This is a genomic window from Roseospira goensis, assembly GCF_014197795.1.
Taxonomy (GTDB): domain Bacteria; phylum Pseudomonadota; class Alphaproteobacteria; order Rhodospirillales; family Rhodospirillaceae; genus Rhodospira; species Rhodospira goensis.
On record NZ_JACIGI010000034.1, the window covers coordinates 1 to 18,174 of the forward strand.

17 protein-coding genes are annotated in these 18,174 nt (G+C 71.9%); 10 read left to right on the top strand and 7 right to left on the bottom strand.

All coding sequences use genetic code 11. The annotated features are described in order from the left end of the window. The first annotated feature begins 320 nt into the window (after window positions 1–320). The 6 genes from GGD88_RS15225 to rsmA all read left to right on the top strand — a co-directional run bounded on the left by GGD88_RS15225 (window position 321) and on the right by rsmA (window position 7,459). Window positions 321–644 (top strand): hypothetical protein, encoded by a 324-nt coding sequence (locus GGD88_RS15225; RefSeq protein ID WP_184436976.1) that lies wholly within the window; start codon window positions 321–323, stop codon window positions 642–644. A 384-nt stretch (window positions 645–1,028) separates the two neighbouring features. After that, complete coding sequence (locus GGD88_RS15230; RefSeq protein ID WP_184436978.1) at window positions 1,029–1,337, top strand: STAS domain-containing protein; 309 nt, start codon at window positions 1,029–1,031, stop codon at window positions 1,335–1,337. A gap of 115 nt (window positions 1,338–1,452) precedes the next feature. Then, window positions 1,453–4,113: an LPS assembly protein LptD gene (locus tag GGD88_RS19335; protein WP_184436980.1), complete on the top strand. Its 2,661-nt coding sequence runs from the start codon at window positions 1,453–1,455 to the stop codon at window positions 4,111–4,113. 17 nt (window positions 4,114–4,130) lie between these two features. Then, entirely contained in the window at window positions 4,131–5,522 is a 1,392-nt protein-coding gene (locus GGD88_RS15240) for a peptidylprolyl isomerase (protein WP_184436982.1), read from the top strand. A gap of 21 nt (window positions 5,523–5,543) precedes the next feature. Then, window positions 5,544–6,605, top strand: coding sequence for a 4-hydroxythreonine-4-phosphate dehydrogenase PdxA (pdxA, locus tag GGD88_RS15245; protein ID WP_184436984.1), 1,062 nt, complete (start codon window positions 5,544–5,546; stop codon window positions 6,603–6,605). After that, window positions 6,602–7,459: a 16S rRNA (adenine(1518)-N(6)/adenine(1519)-N(6))-dimethyltransferase RsmA gene (gene rsmA / locus GGD88_RS15250; RefSeq protein WP_184436986.1), complete on the top strand. Its 858-nt coding sequence runs from the start codon at window positions 6,602–6,604 to the stop codon at window positions 7,457–7,459. Before pdxA ends, rsmA begins: the two co-directional genes overlap by 4 nt. A 143-nt stretch (window positions 7,460–7,602) precedes the next feature. Here the strand turns inward: rsmA and gmk are convergent, their stop codons facing one another. Beyond that, window positions 7,603–8,280 carry a guanylate kinase gene (gene gmk / locus GGD88_RS15255; protein ID WP_184436988.1) on the bottom strand — a complete coding sequence of 226 codons (678 nt, stop codon included), beginning with the start codon at window positions 8,278–8,280 and terminating at the stop codon, window positions 7,603–7,605. Between the two features lie 7 nt (window positions 8,281–8,287). After that, window positions 8,288–9,211: a YicC/YloC family endoribonuclease gene (locus GGD88_RS15260; protein WP_343056393.1), complete on the bottom strand. Its 924-nt coding sequence runs from the start codon at window positions 9,209–9,211 to the stop codon at window positions 8,288–8,290. 239 nt (window positions 9,212–9,450) lie between these two features. Here GGD88_RS15260 and argE point away from each other — a divergent pair, with 239 nt between their 5' ends. Next, on the top strand, window positions 9,451–10,641 hold the full coding sequence (argE, locus tag GGD88_RS15265; protein ID WP_184436990.1) for an acetylornithine deacetylase: 1,191 nt from the start codon (window positions 9,451–9,453) through the stop codon (window positions 10,639–10,641). A gap of 51 nt (window positions 10,642–10,692) precedes the next feature. Continuing rightward, window positions 10,693–12,027, top strand: coding sequence for a PALP domain-containing protein (locus GGD88_RS15270; RefSeq protein ID WP_184436992.1), 1,335 nt, complete (start codon window positions 10,693–10,695; stop codon window positions 12,025–12,027). A gap of 194 nt (window positions 12,028–12,221) precedes the next feature. On the opposite strand, the gene GGD88_RS15275 is transcribed toward GGD88_RS15270, so the two are convergent. Beyond that, window positions 12,222–13,526 carry an NAD(P)/FAD-dependent oxidoreductase gene (locus GGD88_RS15275; protein ID WP_184436994.1) on the bottom strand — a complete coding sequence of 435 codons (1,305 nt, stop codon included), beginning with the start codon at window positions 13,524–13,526 and terminating at the stop codon, window positions 12,222–12,224. Between the two features lie 198 nt (window positions 13,527–13,724). Here GGD88_RS15275 and GGD88_RS15280 point away from each other — a divergent pair, with 198 nt between their 5' ends. Further along, window positions 13,725–14,237, top strand: a complete 513-nt coding sequence (locus GGD88_RS15280) for a flagellar biosynthesis repressor FlbT (RefSeq protein WP_246423816.1) — start codon at window positions 13,725–13,727, stop codon at window positions 14,235–14,237. Further along, a complete protein-coding gene (locus GGD88_RS15285) occupies window positions 14,182–14,529 on the top strand; it encodes a flagellar biosynthesis regulator FlaF (protein ID WP_246423817.1) in 348 nt (115 codons plus the stop codon). Before GGD88_RS15280 ends, GGD88_RS15285 begins: the two co-directional genes overlap by 56 nt. 99 nt (window positions 14,530–14,628) lie before the next feature. Here the strand turns inward: GGD88_RS15285 and GGD88_RS15290 are convergent, their stop codons facing one another. From GGD88_RS15290 to GGD88_RS15305, 4 genes are all read right to left on the bottom strand, one after another. Beyond that, window positions 14,629–15,024 carry a methyltransferase family protein gene (locus tag GGD88_RS15290; RefSeq protein WP_184436998.1) on the bottom strand — a complete coding sequence of 132 codons (396 nt, stop codon included), beginning with the start codon at window positions 15,022–15,024 and terminating at the stop codon, window positions 14,629–14,631. 124 nt (window positions 15,025–15,148) lie between these two features. Then, entirely contained in the window at window positions 15,149–15,760 is a 612-nt protein-coding gene (locus GGD88_RS15295; protein WP_184436999.1) for a histidine phosphatase family protein, read from the bottom strand. 6 nt (window positions 15,761–15,766) lie between these two features. Beyond that, a complete protein-coding gene (locus GGD88_RS15300) occupies window positions 15,767–16,696 on the bottom strand; it encodes a 2-hydroxyacid dehydrogenase (protein ID WP_184437001.1) in 930 nt (309 codons plus the stop codon). Window positions 16,697–16,927: 231 nt separating this feature from the next. Continuing rightward, window positions 16,928–18,082, bottom strand: a complete 1,155-nt coding sequence (locus GGD88_RS15305) for a M24 family metallopeptidase (RefSeq protein ID WP_184437003.1) — start codon at window positions 18,080–18,082, stop codon at window positions 16,928–16,930. Window positions 18,083–18,174: the final 92 nt, after the last annotated feature.

The window sequence follows — 18,174 nt, forward strand, 5'->3', positions numbered from 1 at the left end:
AACGGGGCCTCCCTGGCAGTCTGTGTCGTGTCGCAACTACCAGTGTGTCAGACCGTCCCGTTGTCCGCCCCTCCCCGATTTTCCGTCATGAACCCTTTTTTCACGCCCCCGGGGCAGCCGCCCCGGGCCTCTTGACCGTGGTGCGCCCGGCATGGCGCACGCAAAGAACGAACCGACCGCCGGTCGCCCCTGTGCCGGCCGCAAAGACCGATTGATATCGTAATATATTGATATTGTAATATACGATCGTTCTTCCCGGTTAACGATGGATTTACCGGGACACCCCATGCTGCCGCCTTCGGCAGCAGAAGGCATATCCGATGAAAACCCTCAGCAAGGAGGCGTTCCGTGCGCTCCTGCTTCGCGTCATGTTCGCGGGTCGACACTGTGATGCCGCAACCTGCCCGGCGATGCGGCGCCTGCGTCACCGCATCGTGGGGATCCCATTCGGCACCTCGAACGTAACGGTTCTGAACAGGATTGCTGACGCGTGTCGCGAGGAGCACGAGCGGGTGGGGGGATGTGTCGCCCTCGCCGACCTGCTCCGGCGGTACGAGGCGCTGCATGACCAGTACATCGGGGACGACCGCACCGATGGGCGCCCGGACATCAAACGCAACGGCGCGCCCCGGGCAGCCGACTGACGGCGCGGGGCCGGCGGCCCGATGGCGCCGTCATCAACTCTTCCATGGACTCGGCACTGCATTTCCGTTTAGCATTTCCTCCTAAGGAAGGTCTTCTGGCCCGCGCCTCATTCTAAAGAGGGCTGCCCCACGCTGAAGAGGGCTGTCCCAAGCTGAAAAGGGCTACCCCAAGGACGAGGCCCAGCGCGCGCACCGCACGGCCCTGGTGGCCGTGGAGACCACCGCGAACCCGGCGCCGGACGGCGCACCTCAACGCTTCCGACCCATCGGTCCCGGCAACACCCGGTCCGGCGTCGGCCCCCATCGCCGCCGGCGTCCGGGGTCGAACGGCCCCGGACGTCCCGGACACCGGAGGTTTCACCCTCGACTCAAGAGGAGCCGCCCATGACCACGCACGTGATCGAACGGACCGGCGACACCCTGGTGGTGCGGCTGCACCACCGCCTCACCCACCGCGCCACCGCGCAGTTCCACGAGGTGCTGGCCCGCCTGGAGAACAGCCCGGTGCGTCATTGCGACATGCATCTCGACTCCCTCGATTTCATTGATTCGCAGGGGCTCGGCCTGCTGCTGACCGCTGGCCGCATCGCCCAGGACCGCGCCATGGGGCTGCGCCTCGTCAGCCCGCGCGGCGAAGTCAAGGAGCGGCTCGAGTTCGTCCGCATGGGCGAGGTGGTCGAGATCGCCTACTGACCCAGCCGTCCCCGGCCGGCGTGGCGTGTCTGGCGGTGCCCGGAAACCCTGGTTCCGGCGCGGCGGATCCGCCTATACTCCGCGCGTCAGGACGTGTCTGGAGGGGTGGAGCGCCGTGCCGCGTGTCGACTGGGGAAGGCCGAGGCCGGCGGCGCCGGCGCGCATCGCGGCATGGATCCTTGTCGGAGCGGCGGCCGCGGGAGCGGCGGACCCGGCCTGGGCGCTGAGCGCACGGGACCTCGCCGGACCCGGCCAGGGCTTCCGCGACGTCGATCTCCGCGCGGACCCCAGAAGCGGCGCCGGGTCCGGCGCCGGCTCCGGCGCCGGCTCCGGCGCCGGCTCCGGCGGCGTGCTCGGCGGCCTGTCGCCCCCCCGGGATGCCGTGCCCGAGGTGCGCCTCAGTCCCGTCCCCGAGACCCTCGCGCCGGCCGGACGCAGCGGCCTTCCGGCGACGCCGCGCGTCTCCACGCCGGCGCGGATGGCGGTGCCGACGCCCCGGCTGCGCCCGGTGCCCGACACGCTGGCCCCGGCGTTGCCCGCCTCGTCACCCGCCTCGTCACCCGCCTCGTCACCCGCCGGGCCGCCGCCGGCACGACCGGTCGCCGCCGATGCGCCGGCGGAGCCGCCGCCACCGGCCTCCCCCGCGACGACGCCCGCCCCCCAAGACGCCGAGCGGGCCGCGCCAACCCTCATCCGCGCCGACGAACTGCGCTACGAGCGCGACCTTGGACTGTACAGCGCGCGCGGCAACGTTGAGCTGACCAACGGCCCGCGCGTGGTCCTGGCCGACATGGTGGCCTACAACGAGCGCACCGATACCCTCACCGCCAACGGAAACGTGCGGGTCGTCGAAGCCGACGGCACCACCTATTTCGCGAATTACGTGGAGCTGTCGGCCGACTTCAAGGACGGCTTTGTGCGCGACATGTCGGTGCTGCTGGCGGACCGCTCGCGGATCGCCGCCGTCTACGCCACCCGCACCGAAGGCGAGCGCAAGGACTTCTGGAAGGGCGTCTACACCCCCTGCGACACCTGCCCGACCAGCGAGGGGTCGCCCTGGCCCACCGTGAGCGGCAACCGCGAGGGCACCCGCGAGCGCATGCGCCCGCTGTGGCAGATCCGCGCCGCGCACGTCACCCATGACGAGGTGGCGCGCGACATCATCTACCGCGACGCCACCCTGGAGGTGTTCGGCATCCCGGTCGCCTACACCCCGTACCTGTCGCAGCCCGACCCCACCGTCTACCGACGCAGCGGTCTGCTGTCGCCGATCTTCGGCGCCGACGACCGCATGGGGTTTTGGACCGAGGTTCCCTATTACGCCATCCTCAACGACCAGCAGGACGCCACGCTGGCGGTGCGGGGCATGAGCGACGAGGGCTGGCTGCTGCACCCCGAGTACCGGGTGCGCTTCGCCGAGGGCGAACTGTTCTTTAACGGCAGCCTGACCGACGACGGCGAGGAGGGCCTGTCCGGCCACCTCGACAGCCGGGGGCGCTGGCACATCAACGACGTCTGGCGCGCCGGCTTCGACAGCGAGCTGTCCGCGTTCGACGGCTATCGCGACCGCTACGGCTTCCCGCGCCCGACCTGGCTGACCAACCGCGGCTACGTCGAGGCGTTCGCCGACCGCAGCTATGCCGCCCTCGAAGGCTTCGCTTACGACGACACCCGGGTCGATCGCGACGACGACGAAAACCCCCTCGTGCTGCCGCTGATGACCTATGCCTACGAGAGCGCGCCCGGGGTCCTGGGCGGCGGCCGGGCACTGCTCGACGCCAGTGTGCAGGGCATCCATCGCGCCGACGGCGCCAGCGGCACGCGCGTGTCCGGCTCCGTGGGCTGGACCCGGCCCGGCGCCACGTCGTGGGGCCTGGCCTACGACCTGGAGGCGCGCCTCAACACCGACCTGTACTGGGTCGAGGACGCCAACCAGGTCGCCGGCGATCCCGACTCCGGCTTCGACGGCACCGTGGCCCGGGCCTATCCCTCGGCCCGCGCCCGGTTGCGCTACCCCATGGTGCGCGTGGGGGCCGGGCACCGTCAGGTGCTGGAGCCGCTGGTCACGGTGGCGATGACCCCGCCCGACCTGAACACCAAGCGCATTCCCAACGAGGACAGCCTGGACCCACGCCTGGACCACACCACCCTGTTCACCGGCGATCGCACGGCCGGCCGCGACCGCGTCGACGACGGCGTCTCGGTGAACTACGGCCTGCGCTGGAGCTACCTCGACGACGGCGGCGGCAGCGTCAGCGCCCAGTTCGGCCAGGCCTGGCGGGCCTTCGACAGCGACTTCTTCCCGTCGCGGACCGGCTACGGCGACGGCCTGTCGGACTATGTCGGCAGCCTCGACATCCGGCCCACGGACACGCTCGATCTGTTCTACCGCTTCCGCCTGGACCGCGACGACCTGTCGCCCAACACCACCGTCCTCGGCTTCCGGGCCGGCACGGCGGCCCTCAACGTGGGCGGAACCTACGTGAGCACGGCGGACCGCGAGGGAGACGGCGACGACGACCTGCCGCGCCGCGAGGAAATCGTCGCCTCCGTCGGGACCGCCTTCAGCCGGTACTGGAACGCCTATGCCGGCGGGCGCTACAACCTGGCCGACGACCGCGCCGTCGACCTCTGGGGCGGGCTCACCTACGAGGACGAGTGCCTGATCCTCGCCCTTGATTACACGAGCAGCTACAACGAGGTGAACGGCGAGGACCGCGGCGACAGCGTGGTCCTGCGCATCACCTTGAAAACGCTGGGCGAACTCAGTTTCTAGGTCGAGGAGGAGGATCCATGCGCCTGTCCGCGGACCCGCGCCATGCCGCGCCCCATGCTGCGCCCCATGCCGCGACCGCCGTCCGGGGCCGGGGCGACCGCCGGCCGGCGGCGCCGCCCCGGAAGCGCCGCGCCCGCCTCGCCCTGGCCGCGCTGCTGCCCCTGCTCGCCCTGGCCATGGCCCTGCCCCCCACGGCGGGGATGGCCCAGCAGCGCGAGGCGGACATGGTGCTGCGCATCGCGGCGGTGGTGAACGACGACATCATCTCGGTCTACGACGTCGAAGCCCGCACCGACCTGCTGGTGGCCTCATCGGGCATGCCGGACACGGCGGACATGCGCGGCCGCATCCGCGACCAGGTGCTGCGCGCGCTGATCGACGAGACGCTGAAGCTTCAGGAGGCGGAACGCCTGGGACAGTCGGTGAGCGACGAGAACATGGCCGAGGCCATCCGGCAGGTGGAACAGCAGAACGGCATCCCGCCGGGCGGATTCGAAGCCTTCATCGAGACCAGCGGGGTCGACCGCGGCACCGCCATGCGCCAGATCCGCGCAGAAGTGGCGTGGGTCAAGGCCGTGCAGGCCCTGTTCCGCGAGCGGATCACCATCAGCGACGAGCAGGTCGACATCGTCATGGACCGGCTGAAGGCCGCGCAGGGCAAGCCCGAGCACTTGGTGCGAGAGATTTACTTGCCGGTCGACAATCCGGCGGACGAGGCCCGGGTGCGGGAGAACGCCGCGCGGTTGGTCAGTCAGATCCGCGACGGCGCCGGCTTCGCCCCCCTGGCCCGCCAGTTCTCGCAAAGCCCGTCGGCGGCCAACGGCGGCAGCCTGGGCTGGGTGCGCCAGGGCGAGCTGGACACCACCCTGGAACAGGCCCTGCTCGACATGCGGCCGGGGACGGTATCCGACCCCATCCGCACCGTCGGCGGGTTCCATATCCTCGCCCTGGCGGACCGCCGCCGTACCGCCGTCCCCGACCCGGACAACGCCCGCCTCACCCTCAGCCAACTCGCCATGCCGGCGCGGGGACCGAACGCGCTGTCGGCGGGGACGCGGGAGGAGATCAAGACCGTGGTGCGGGAGACCGTCGAGACCTGCGACGACCTCAACGCCCTGGCGGAGGAGATGGAGGTGCCGAACTCCGGACCGGTCGGAACCGTCCCCGTGGCGCGTCTCGACGGGCCGATGCGCGACATCCTGACGGGGCTGGGCGAGAACGAGGCCTCCGATCCGATCCGCACCCCGGGGGGCGAACTGATCGTGATGGTCTGCTCGCGCGAGGTGCCCGGCGGCATGCCGACCGCCGAGGCGGTGCGCCAGCGGCTGTTCGAGGAGCGCCTGGACACGCTGGCCAATCGCCACCTGCGCACACTGCGCCAACAGGCCCTGATCGACGTCCGCATCTGAGCCCACCGAAGGCCACCGCCCATGCCCGACCCCGTCGCCCCTCGCGGTGCCCGCCCGACCGCGCCACTGGCCCTGACGATGGGCGAGCCCGCCGGAATCGGCGGCGAACTGGCCCTGCTGGCCTGGCAGGCGCGGACCGAGCGGGACGTTCCGCCGTTCCTGGTGCTCGACGACGCCGACCGGCTGGCGGCGCTGGCGGCCGCCCTGGGCTGGACGGTGCCGGTGCGCCGGATCGCCACGCCGGCCGAGGCGGCCGCCGTGTTCCCCGCCGCGGTGCCGGTCCTGCACCGGCCCTTGCCGGTCGCCGTGCGACCGGGCCAGCCCGACACCGGCACCGCCGGCGCGGTCCGGGATGCCATCGCGGAGGCGGTCCGGCTCGCCTCCGATGGCGATGCCGCCGCCGTGGTGACCAACCCGATCAACAAGGACGTGCTGCAGCAGGCCGGTTTCCCCTTCCCGGGCCACACCGAGTACCTGGCCGACCTGGCCGGCCCCGGCACGCCGGCCGTCATGATGCTGGCCTGCCCGGCGCTGCGGGTCGTCCCGGTCACCATTCACGTGCCGCTGGCCCGGGTGCCGGCGCTGCTGACCACCGAGAGCATCGTTCAGGCCGGGCGCGTCACCGCACGGGCGCTCGCGCGCGACTTCGGCATCGCCGCCCCCCGGCTGGCGGTGGCGGGCCTGAACCCGCACGCGGGTGAGCGCGGCCGCATGGGCGACGAGGAAGCCCGCCTCATCCAGCCGGCGGTGGACGCCCTGCGCGCCGAGGGCCTGACCGTGTTCGATCCCGCGCCGGCCGACACCCTGTTTCACGACGCGGCCCGGGCGCGCTATGACGCGGTCCTGTGCATGTACCATGATCAGGCGCTGATCCCGCTGAAGACCCTGGACTTCGCCGGCGGGGTCAACGTCACCCTGGGGCTGCCGTTCGTGCGCACCTCGCCCGACCACGGCACCGCGTTCGACATCGCCGGTCAGGGCCGCGCCGATCCCACCAGCCTGATCGCAGCGCTGGGCATGGCCGCGGACATGGCGGCGCGGCGGGCCGCCTCGGCCTTGGCTCCGGATGCGGCCCGGCCATGACCGACGCCCCGCCCGACACCGCCCCGGCCCCCGGCCCCGACCTGCCGCCGCTGCGCGAGGTCATCGCCCGCCACGGCCTGGACGCCCGCAAGGCGCTGGGCCAGCACTTCCTGCTCGATCTCAACCTGACCCGTCGCATCGCCCGCGCCGCCGGCGACCTGACCGCCGGGACGGTGATCGAGGTCGGCCCCGGGCCGGGCGGCCTGACCCGGGCGCTGCTGGAACAGGGCGGGCACGTGGTCGCCATCGAGAAGGACAGCCGCTGCATCGCCGCGCTGGAGGAGCTGGGCGCGGCCTTTCCGGGCCGTCTGACGCTGGTGGAGGGCGACGCGCTGGAGCAGGACATGGCGAAGCTGGGGCCGCGCCCGCGCCGCATCGTCTCCAACCTGCCCTACAACATCTCGACCGCGCTGCTGATCCGGTGGCTGCACGGCATCGGCGACCTGGACGGGCTGGTGCTGATGTTCCAGAAGGAGGTGGCCGACCGGCTGTGGGCGCGCCCCGGCCTGCGGGGCTACAGCCGGCTGTCGGTCATCACGCAGTGGCTGTGCGAGGTCAAGCCCCTGTTCGACGTCAACCCGCGCGCCTTCACCCCGCCGCCCAAGGTGACCTCCGCCGTGGTGCGCCTGACGCCCCGGCCGACACCGCTGGCCGACGTGCCGATCGCGGCGGTGGAGCGGGTGACGGCGACCCTGTTCGGCCAGCGCCGCAAGATGGTGCGGGTCCCGCTCAAGGCCCTGGGGGACCCGGAGGCGATCTGCACGGCCTGCGGCATCGACCCGACCCATCGGGCGGAGCAGCTTCCGGTCGAGGCCATCCTGCGGGTGGCGCGGCACATGGCGACGGCCGGCTGACGCCGGCGTCCGAGCGGGGGCGCGAGAGTCCTTTCCATCTCGGCCCCACGCTCCTGCGTGGGACCGCCCGCACCTCACGCGCCCACGCCGCGGCGGGGGCGCGAACCCGGACGATGGCCGGTACCGGTCCAGACCGCCCGGGACTATTCCTCGCCGCGCATCGCGTTGACGAAATCCGCCAGCCCCACCTGGCGGTCGCGGCGCAGGCGTTCGGCGGTCAGGATCGCCCGCACGCGGGCGATGGCGGCCGTGACGTCGGTGTTGACGACGATGTAGTCGTACTCCGCCCAATGGCTCATCTCGTCGGCCGCCTTGGCCATACGGCGCTGCACGACGTCCTCCGGATCCTGCGCCCGGGCGCGCAGGCGCCGTTCCAGTTCGGCCGTGGACGGCGGCAGAATGAACACCCGCACCAGGTCGCGCGCCACCTTGTCGGCCAGTTGCTGGGTGCCCTGCCAGTCGATGTCGAACAGCACGTCGCGGCCGGCGGTCAACTCTGCCTCCACCTGCCGGCGCGGCGTACCATAGAAGTTGTCGAACACCCGGGCGTGTTCCAGCAGTTCGTCGCCCGCCACCATCTCCCGGAACCGCTCCGGGGTGATGAAGTGGTAGTCGCGGCCGTTCACCTCGCCGTCGCGCTTGGGTCGCGTGGTCACGGAGACCGAGAGCCGCAGATCCGGCTCGTCGGCCAGCAGGGCGCGGCTGATGGTGGACTTGCCGGCCCCGGAGGGCGACGACAGCACCAGCATCAGGCCCCGCCGGCGGATCGGCCGGCCGGTGTGGTCCACGTTCAGGGGATGGCCCGCGGGCAGTTCGGTCATGGGTACGCTACTCGATGTTCTGGACCTGCTCGCGAAGCTGGTCGATCGCCGCCTTCAGCTCCAATCCGAGGGCCGTCATCTCGGTGTCGGCCGCCTTGGAGCACAGCGTGTTGGCCTCGCGGTTGAACTCCTGGCACAGGAAGTCGAGCCGGCGCCCCACCGCCCCGCCCCCGTCCAGCAGGCCGTGGGCCGCCTGGACGTGGGCCGTCAGGCGGTCCAGTTCCTCGCGGATGTCGGCCTTGCCGGCGAGCACGGCCGCCTCCTGGTACAACCGGTCCTCCAGCCCGCCACCGGGCTGGCCCGGCCACGCTTCCAGCAGGGCCTGGACCTGGGTGCGAAGGCGCTCGCGGATGGCGTCGGGCTGGGCCGAGGCCAAGCCAGCCGCCTGCGCGCGCAGGTCGTCGACGCGCCCCAGGATGGCCCGCAGGACCGGGTCCAGACGCGCGCCCTCCTCCGTCCGCGCCGTGACCAGCGCCGCCAGCGCCTCCTCCAGTCCGGCCAGCAGGGCCTCGTCGCGGGCGGCGCGCGCCACCTCGGCATCGGCGCCGGACAGCGCGCGGTCGGCCGGCTCCAGCACACCGCGCAGCGCCATCAGGCCGTCGATGCGGGCCGGCGCCAGCCCGGGATGGCGTTTCGCCAGGTCCTGGGCCACCTCCACCAGGGTGTCGAGCCAGGGGCGGTTCACCATCGGGGCGGCGGCATCGCGGCCCGCATCCAGGCTCAGGGCCAGCGTGACGTTGCCGCGCGTCAGCACCCGTTGGGCCAGGGCGCGGGCGGGACCGTCGAGGGCCTCCAGGCCCTGGGGCAGCCGCAGCCGCAGGTCCAGGCCGCGGCCGTTCACGCTCCGCACCTCCCAGGCCCAGGCGCCCCCCAGGGGACCTTCGAGCTGGCCCTGGACGCGGGCGAAACCGGTCATGCTGGCGATGCTCACGGCGGACTCCCCTGATACGGTGGCGGTGACGGGCTCTGTAACGGCGACCGGGGGGTTATAGACGGGCGGCCGGCGTCCCGGCAACCGCACCCGCGCGGGGGCATGCGGGCCGGTCCGCCCGGGCTTGGTCACGCCGGCCGCATGGTGTATGCCCGCAGCTTGCGCCGCGGGCCGCCGCGCCCCAGGTGTGAGCCACGGCGCCGCCCGCACCCCGCAGGCCCGTTTCCGGAGGGTTTCGCATGCCGCACGGCCCGGCCCCGGCCGCCCTCGCGCGCGAGGACATCCAACCCAGCGTCGCCATGATCCGCCGTCTGGTCGGCTTCGACACCACGTCGCGCAACTCTAATCTGCCGCTGATCGAGTGCGTGCGCGCGCACCTGGCCGCTTACGGGATCGAGTCCACCCTGGTGCCGAACGCCGACGGCACCAAGGCCAATCTGTTCGCCACCATCGGCCCGCCGGTGCCCGGCGGTGTGGTGCTCAGCGGTCACACCGACGTCGTGCCGGTCGACGGCCAGGCCTGGGACAGCGACCCGTTCTCGCTCACCGAGCGCGACGGCCGCCTGTACGGGCGCGGCACCGCCGACATGAAGAGCTTTTCCGCCATCGCCCTGGCGCTGGTGCCGGAGATGCTGGCCGCGGGCCTGCGACACCCGATCCACCTGGCGCTGTCCTACGACGAGGAGGTCGGCTGTTTCGGCGCCCCGGACATGATCCGCACCCTGCGCGAGACCCTGCCAACGCCGAGGGCCGTGATCGTCGGCGAGCCCACCGAGATGCGCGTCGTCGCCATGCACAAGGGCATCCGCGCCTACCGCGTCGACGTGACCGGACGGGAGGCCCATTCCAGCCAGCCGCATCGCGCCGTCAGCGCGGTGATGACGGCCTGCGAGCTGGTGCACTGGTTGACCCTGCGCGCCGCCGACCGCGCCGCCGCGCCGGTGCCGGGCTCGCGCTTCGATCCGCCCTACACCACCATCACCTGCGAGACCATCCAGGGCGGCACCGCGCACAACATCATTTCGAAGTCCTGTTCGTTCGTCTGGACCGCGCGGACCGTGCCGGAGGACGATCCGGACGGCCTGGAAGCCGCCTTCCTGGCCGAAGCGGCGCGCCTGGACGCCGGGATGACGCGGATCGCCCCGGAGGCCGGCATCGCGACCACCGTGCTGGCGTCGGTGCCGGCGTTCCGCCAGGAGTCGGCCTCGGAGGCCGACCGCCTGGTGCGGTCCCTGACCGGCGACAACGGCATCGGCGCCGTCTCGTTCGCCGCCGAGGCCGGGCAGTTCCAGCAGGCCGGCTTCTCCACCATCATGTGCGGCCCCGGCTCGATCGACCAGGCGCATCAGCCCAACGAGTTCATCACCCTGGACCAGGTGCGCGCCGGCACCGCCTTCCTGCGCCGGCTGATCGCGCATCTGTCGGCCTGACCGCGGCCGTTCGAGTCCGTCCGCCGCCCCAGCCCCGGAGTGTTCCCGACCATGAGCCCCGCCACCGACTTCGGCCCCACCGGTGTCGCCACCGAGATCAGCTGCGCCGGCTGCGGCAGCGCCGTCGACCCGGACCGGGCGCTCGGCTTCCGCTGCCCGGTGGCCGTGGCCGAGGACGGCGTGGACCACGTCCTGCACCGATTCCTCGACGGCCCCAAGCTGGGCTTTCCCGACAGCACCGACCGCACCCCGTTCGTGCGCTACCGCACGCTGCTGACGTCCTATCACGTGGCCCGCCGGCTGGGCCTGAGCGATGCGCGCTATGTGGAGATCGTGACCGACCTGTCGCGCGCCGCGGCCGAGCTGCTGGGCGAGCCGATGCTGATGGCGGATCTCTCCGACGTGCCGGCCGACAGCGCCGACCTGGGGCGGCCGGTGCGGCGGCTGGAGGCCACCTCGCCCCTGCTGCCGTGGCCGACGCGTGGGCTGTTCGCCATCCTGGTGCACCTGGCGACCCTGGAGGCGGCCGGACACCGCGCCCTGTCCGGCCGCGCCGAGCGCCCCCCGCTGGTGACGCTGGGGGCCCCCGATGTGGTGCGCACCGCCGTCGTCCTGGCGCAGCTCTCGCGGCGCCCGCTGTCGGTGGTGGTCCCCAACCCGTGCCCGGCCGAGCTGCTCGACTTCCTGCGCACGGCCCGGGTCGAGCCACTGCCGGCCGAGGACGACAGCGGCGCCGCCTGCCGCGCCCGGTTCCATGCGGCGCTGCGGGGCGGCGCCCTGCCGTTCACGCCCTACGGCGCGCATGCCCTGCCGGCGCGCGAGGGCCTGGCGACCCTGGCCTACGACGTTGCCGAAGCCCTGCATGCCCGCTCGGAGGTGGTCTCGATGGTGGTCGTCCCGGCCCACGGTGGCGCCCTCGCCAGCGCCCTCATCACCGGGCTGTCCGAGGCGTTCCTGGTCGGGGGCCTGGGCCGCCTGCCCCGCCTGGTGGCCCTGGAGCACGAGGCCGACGGTCCGCTGATGGGCGCCATGGAGCGCCTCGACGCGCGCATGGGCCACGTCGACGACCCGCGGCCGGAGGTCTTCGTGCCGGCGTTGCGCGATGCCGCCCGGGACGCCGCGGCGGTGCTGGACCCGGATCGCGCCGCCGACGACTCGGGCCTCGACCCCTGGCAGGCCCAGCCGCCGGATTGGCTCGCCTGCCTCGACGGCGTGATCCGCACCCGGGGCGCGATGGTGTCCATCGACGACCTGGGCCACGACGGCGACGATGGCGACTCGGCGACTCTCGCGCTGTCGGCGACGCTGGAGGCGATTCGCGACGTCCCGGACCGGCGCCCCCTGGAAGACGACTATGAGTCGGGGGTCGCCTTGGTCGTGGAGTGACCGCAGCACCCGGGACGGGCACACCGTGCGGGACGGACGGCGCCCTCCCCGCCGGCCTTACAGCCGATTGCGACAAACCGGACTCGCGGCGCGATTATGGTTTGTCGCAAAAATAGGCTGCGACTCATACATTTAGCGCGGATTCACGCGATCAATCCGAACCCCGCCGTGTTTCCGACTGATCGCGATCCGCGCTAAAGCCAGTCTCGCACCCGGTGCGCCATCATCGCCGCCACCAGCAAGGGGGTGCGCAGCAGCCGGCCGCCGGGGAACGGCAGATGGCGGATCCGCGCGAACAGGTCGAAGCGCTCCGCCTGGCCCGCCACCACCTCGGCCATCAGCTTGCCGGCCAGGCTGGTCAACCCGACGCCGTGGCCCGAGAAGCCGTGGGCGAACAGGGTGTGGCGCCCCAGGCGGCCGAAGTGCGGCATGCGGTTGATGGTGATGGCGACGTAGCCGCCCCAGGCATACTCGACCGGCACGCCGGCCAGATCGGGGAACGTCCGGTGCAGCGTCCGCGCCATGGCGGCGGCCACGCTGCGCGGCTCGACCCGCGAGTAGCTGACGCGGCCGCCGAACAGCAGCCGGTGATCCGCCGACAGCCGGAAGTAGTTGAGCACGAAATTCAGGTCGGTCACCGCCTCGTTGCCGGAGATCAGGGCACGCGCCCGCGCCGCCCCGAGCGGCGCGGTGCCGACGATGTAGGTCCCCACCGGCATGATCCGGGCACCGATCGCCGGCACGGTGCGCCACAGGTAGGCGTTGCCGCACAGCACCAGCCAACGCGCCCGCACGGTGCCGTGCGGGGTGCGCACGACGACGCCGTCGCGCGTCTCCTCGAAGGTCTGCATCGGCGTGCCTTCGTGGATCACCGCGCCGGCCCGTTCCGCCGCCGCCGCCAGGCCGAGGGTGTAGTTCAGCGGGTGCAGATGCCCGCCGCCCGGATCATAAAGCGCGCCCACGTAATGGGGGCTGGCCACGCGCGCCCGGATGGTCTCCCGGTCCCAGAGGTCCAGACCGTCGTAGCCCAGCCGCTGCCACTCCGCGGCGGTGGCCTCCAACTCCGCCACATGACGCGCCTTCAGGGCGACGTCGACGTGGCCGGACACCAGATCGCAGGCGATATCGTGACGCCGGATCAGGTCCTTGACCAGGGTGACCGCCTCGACGCCGAGATCCCAGTAGGCCTGCACCGCCGCCGGGTCGAGCTGCGACCGCACCGGCCCAAGCCCCCCCGCGAAGCCGGCGATGAGTTGCCCGCCGCTGCGCCCGGAAGCGCCAAATCCGGTGACGTGCTCCTCCAGCACATGCACCGTGTAACCGCGCTCGGCCAGATGGAGCGCCGCCGCCGTGCCGGTCATGCCGGCGCCCACGACGCACACGTCGGCGGTGACGTCGCCGCCCAGGGCCGGGCGCGGCGGGCGCGGCGCGGCGGTCGCGGCGTAGTAGGAGCGCGGCAGGGCGGTCACGGAAGCGGCGGGCGGCGCGGACAGAAACATGCGGACCCCGGATCGGGCGAATCAGGCGCCCCCCTATAGGCCAGGCGCGCGGCCGCGTCCAGTCGTGCCCCCCGGACGCGGGGACCCGGGCGTCAGTGGCATCGCCAGAATCGTTGGTGCATACTCGGGCAAGCCCAGGGTTCGCCCGGGACCGGCCGCCCCATCCCGGTAACGTTCTGTCAACCAGCGTAGGGTACGATGCCTCTCAAGATAACCCTGAAGCCGAATGAAAAGGTCATCATCGGCACGGCGATTATCTCCAATGGATCAAGCAAGGCGGAGCTCGTCATCCACAACCGGGTGCCCGTCGTCCGGCAGAAGGATATCCTGAAGCAGGAAGAGGCGGACACGCCTGCCAAGCAGATCTATTACCTGATCCTGAACATGTACCTTGACCCGGCCAACGAGGTAACGTTTCACGACTTCTACTTCCCGCTCCTACGCCACATGATCAACATGGCCGTCGATGAGCGTGGAATCGACCTGTCCGTGGAGATGTCAAAGCGGATCATCGAGGGCGATCACTACAAGGCGCTGAAGATCTGCAAAAAGCTCATCGAGTACGAAGCGGAGTTGATGAAAGATGGCGAACGAACCGCTGAAGGCGTACCAGACCGCGCAGCGCCACAACATGACCGCCCGGGAAGCGGAGGCGATGGCCTTCACGAAGGCGGCGGTCATGATGGAGGACGCCAAGAAGAACACGGATGATCGCGCGATCCTGTCCCAGGCGTTGCGCTTCAATCACCTGTTCTGGACGATCCTGCAGGCGGACATCACCGATCCCGCCAACAAGCTGCCGAACCCGATCAAGGCCAACATCATGAGCCTGAGCATCTTCGTCGACAAACAGACGACGAAGGCGCTGCGGTCGAGCGATCCGGAAGACCTGGACGTCCTGATCTCGATCAACCGCAACCTGGCCATGGGTCTGCGCGACAATCCCGGTGCCGATGCCCCCGCGCCCGACGCCGCCACCACGGGAACCAGCGCCACGGCCTGAGCCGCGTCCACACCGCCCCCATCCTCGGGCCCGCCGGTTTCCCCGTCGGTCTTGGTGACCCGCGGGCGCCCGTGTCGGTCCGCTCTCGCGACGGCGCGGTCAGATCCAGCGCCGGACGCGCGCCCGGTAGGCGGCGTAGTCCGCCCCAAACAGGGCCTGCATGTGACGCTCCTCGCGACGGGCGAAGGCCACGTCCAGCCAGACGGCGAGCAGGATAGGTCCGAGCCACGGCGTGAGCGTGCCCAGCAGCACGGCGACGCCCGCCGTGGCCAGTACAAGCCCCAGATACATTGGATTGCGCGAGACCCGGAAGGGGCCATCGGTCACCAACGCCGGCGTTTTGGCGAACGGCCGCACGTCTGCACCAGCGTGATCGAAGCGCCGCTTGGCCGCCGCCGCCAGGCCGAAACCGAGCGCCATCGGCAGCAGGCCGGCCAGGGTCAAGGGAAACCCCAGCAGCACCGCGCCCGGCCAGGCCAGGTGCAGCCCGATCATCACCCCCAGCGCGATCAGCGCGGCGGCCGGCGGGATCGGCCCCCAGACCTAGCGCCCTTTTGCCGTGTGCCCTCGTGCCGCGCGCCGGCGGTCGCGGTCACCGCTCTCGGCCATCGGCATCGCCTCACGCGCTCTTGGGCGGCTTGATCGGCACCGGACTGCCGTCCAGGTGCAGCACGGTCCAGGCCGGCGCGTCGGCGGTCGTCGGCGCCACGGGCACGAACCGCACCGGCAGAGCGTTGTCCACGGGCGGGCGCACCTTGCCGAATCCCATCCGGTACAGCAGCGCCCGGAACGTGCCCGAGTGCGCGATCAGCAGCGTGGGCACGCGCACCCGCAGGGCCTGCGCGGTGCGCCAGATGCGGTCCGCGAACACCTCCCAGGTCTCGCCGCCGGGCGGGTCGTAGAACGTGCTCGGCCGCTCGGTCAGCGGCCGCCCCTCCAGGTCGCCCCAGTCGCGCTCGTTCAAGCCCGGCTCGACAAACGGGGTCAGGCCGGTCTGATCCAGGATCGGCAGCGCCGTCTGGTGGGTGCGGTACAAACCGGTCACGACCACGCTGGCCAGCGGCTCGTCGCGCAGCACCCGGGCCGCGGCGGCGGACTGTTCGGCGCCCCGCTCGGACAGCGGCGCATCCATCAGGCCCGCCACCAGGTCGCGCGCGTTCGTCGTGCTTTCGCCGTGACGCATGAAGAGAAAGGGACCCTCCAGCAGGCCCCGCATGCCGTGCGTGTTCATCGTCGGTCAGTACCCCGCGGTGCGGTCCACCGCCTGGGCCGGGGCCTCGCCCCGTTCCAGACGGCGAATGATGTCGGCGATCTGGTCGCACGCCGGCTCGATCAGGGTGACCGCCGCGACGTGCGGCGTGACCCGGATCCGGGGGTGGGACCAGAACGGATGATCGGCGGGCAGCGGCTCCGGATCGAACACATCGAGTTGGGCGCCGCGCAGGTGGTCCTTGTCCAAGAGCGCGATCAGGTCCGCGTCCACCAGGTGGCCGCCGCGCGCGGCGTTGATGAGGCACGCCCCGCGCGGCAGCCGGCCCAGGGTGTCGCGGTTCAGGATGGCCCGGGTCTCGCGGGTGAGCGGCAGCAGGCAGACCAGGATGTCGGTCTCCGCCAGGAAGGCGTCCAGCCCGTCGCGGCCGTTGAAGCACGCCACCCCGTCGACGGTCTTCGGGCGACGGCTCCAGCCGCGCACGGCATAGCCCAGCGCCGTGAGCTGGCGGGCCACCGCCTGCCCCAGCACCCCCAGCCCCATCAGGCCAACCCGCGTGCGCCCGGCCGGCGCAACCGCCAGCCGGGTCCAGCGCCGGGCGGCCTGTTCAACCTCGTACTCGTCGAAGCGGCGATGGAAGCGCAGCACGCCATGGAGCACCCACTCCACCATCTGCGGCGCCATGCCGGCGTCGGCCAGCCGTATGACCGGCACATCGTCCGGGACGTCCGAGTCCGACAGAATCCCGTCGACGCCGGCGCCCAGGTTGAACACCGCCCGCAGGTTGGGCAGCGAGGGCAGCAGCCCGAGCGGCGGCCGCCAGACCATGGCATAGGTCACGGCCTCCGGCGGTCCGGTGTCCGGGTACACCCGCACCGGCATATCGGGCAGCCGCGCCGCCATGGCCCGTTCGTAGCCGGCGGCATCGTCGAAGGCACTACAGAACAAGAGGGTCATGGGGACGGCACCCGGTCTTGCGTATGCGTATGAGTATGCGTCTGCGTATGCGAGGCGCGCGCCCCCACATCGCGCGGCGCGCCCTGACGTCCTTCTGCCACCACCGGCCCCGGTATACAAGGCGCACGACCCGCCCGTTTGCCGAGAGGACCGGCTGACCTTAACAGACACCGCCCGCCAGCAGGCGTGCACACATCGCAACGGACCCGCGACCGGATCGCGGAGCGCCCATCAGCCGGCGACCAGAAGGTCGACGGGATGGCGGGACAGCGGCACGCTGCCGGTCTCGGTCACCAGCGCCGACTGGCCCGGGCACATGGCGAGTCCGGCCGCGTCGTCGAACAGGATCATGTGCAGGAAGAACACCATGCCGGCCTCCAGCACCATCGGGTTGCCGGCGTAGAGCATGGGCCAGTCCATCCAGTTCGGCGCGAAGGTGGCCCCCATGGCGTAGCCGCAGGCGTTGAGACGACCGTCGCGGCGCCCGGCGGCGTCCACCACCCGGGCATGGGCGTCGAAGACGTCGCCGCAGGTGTTGCCCGGGCGCAGCGCCTCCAGGCAGGCCGCCATGGCCTCGGCCGTCACGTCGAACAGGAGGCGGTGACCCTCCCGGGCGCGTCCCACCGGAATGGTCCGCATCATGGCCGCGTGGTAGTGGCGATAGACGCCGGCCCACTCCAGGGTCAGCTGGTCTTCGGGGTCCAGGCGGCGGCGGCCGCTGCGGTACCGGCACAGGAGGGCATCGGGGCCCGATCCGATGACGAACTCGTTCGCCGGGTCGTCGCCGCCGCCGCGATAGATGGCCCCGTGCATGGCGGCGAGAATGTCGCCCTCGAACGCGCCGGGGCGTGCCTCCGCCATCGCCGCGTCGAGGGCGTTGTCGGCCAGGGCCGCGGCCTGACGGATGTGCTCGACCTCGGCCGGGCTCTTCACCACGCGCAGCCGCGATACCAGGTCGGAGGCGTCCTCCAGGGTCACCACCCCGTCCAAAGCCACCCCCAGGCGCTGGCCGACGGCGGCGGTCAGGCCGTAGGCGTGCCATTCGATCCCCAGCCGGCCCCCGGCGAGGCCGAACTCGGCCAGCAGGTCGCGCAGGGCCGCCTCGGGCGTGGCCCCGTCGGCATCGGTCCACAGCCGGATGTCGTCGATGACCGAGGTGCGCCGCGCCTGTCGCAGGTCGGGCGCCCGGGTCAGCAGCGCCATGCGGCCATCGGCGGTGAGGACCAGGCACTGGAAATACACGTAGCCGAAGGTGTCGAATCCGGTCAGGTAGTACAGGCTCTCCTGGCGGAACAGCAGCAAGCCGTCCAGCCCCCGCGCCCGTGCCGCGCGGCAGGCGGCCGCCCGCCGTGCCGTCAGTTCCGCCGCCTCAAAATGGATCGTCATCGCCGTCTCCGGTCACCCACGCCGTTGCGCTCCCCCAACCCTGACGCGTGTACGCCGCCACGGCAAGCGATGCGGCGGTTTCGTTTCCCCGC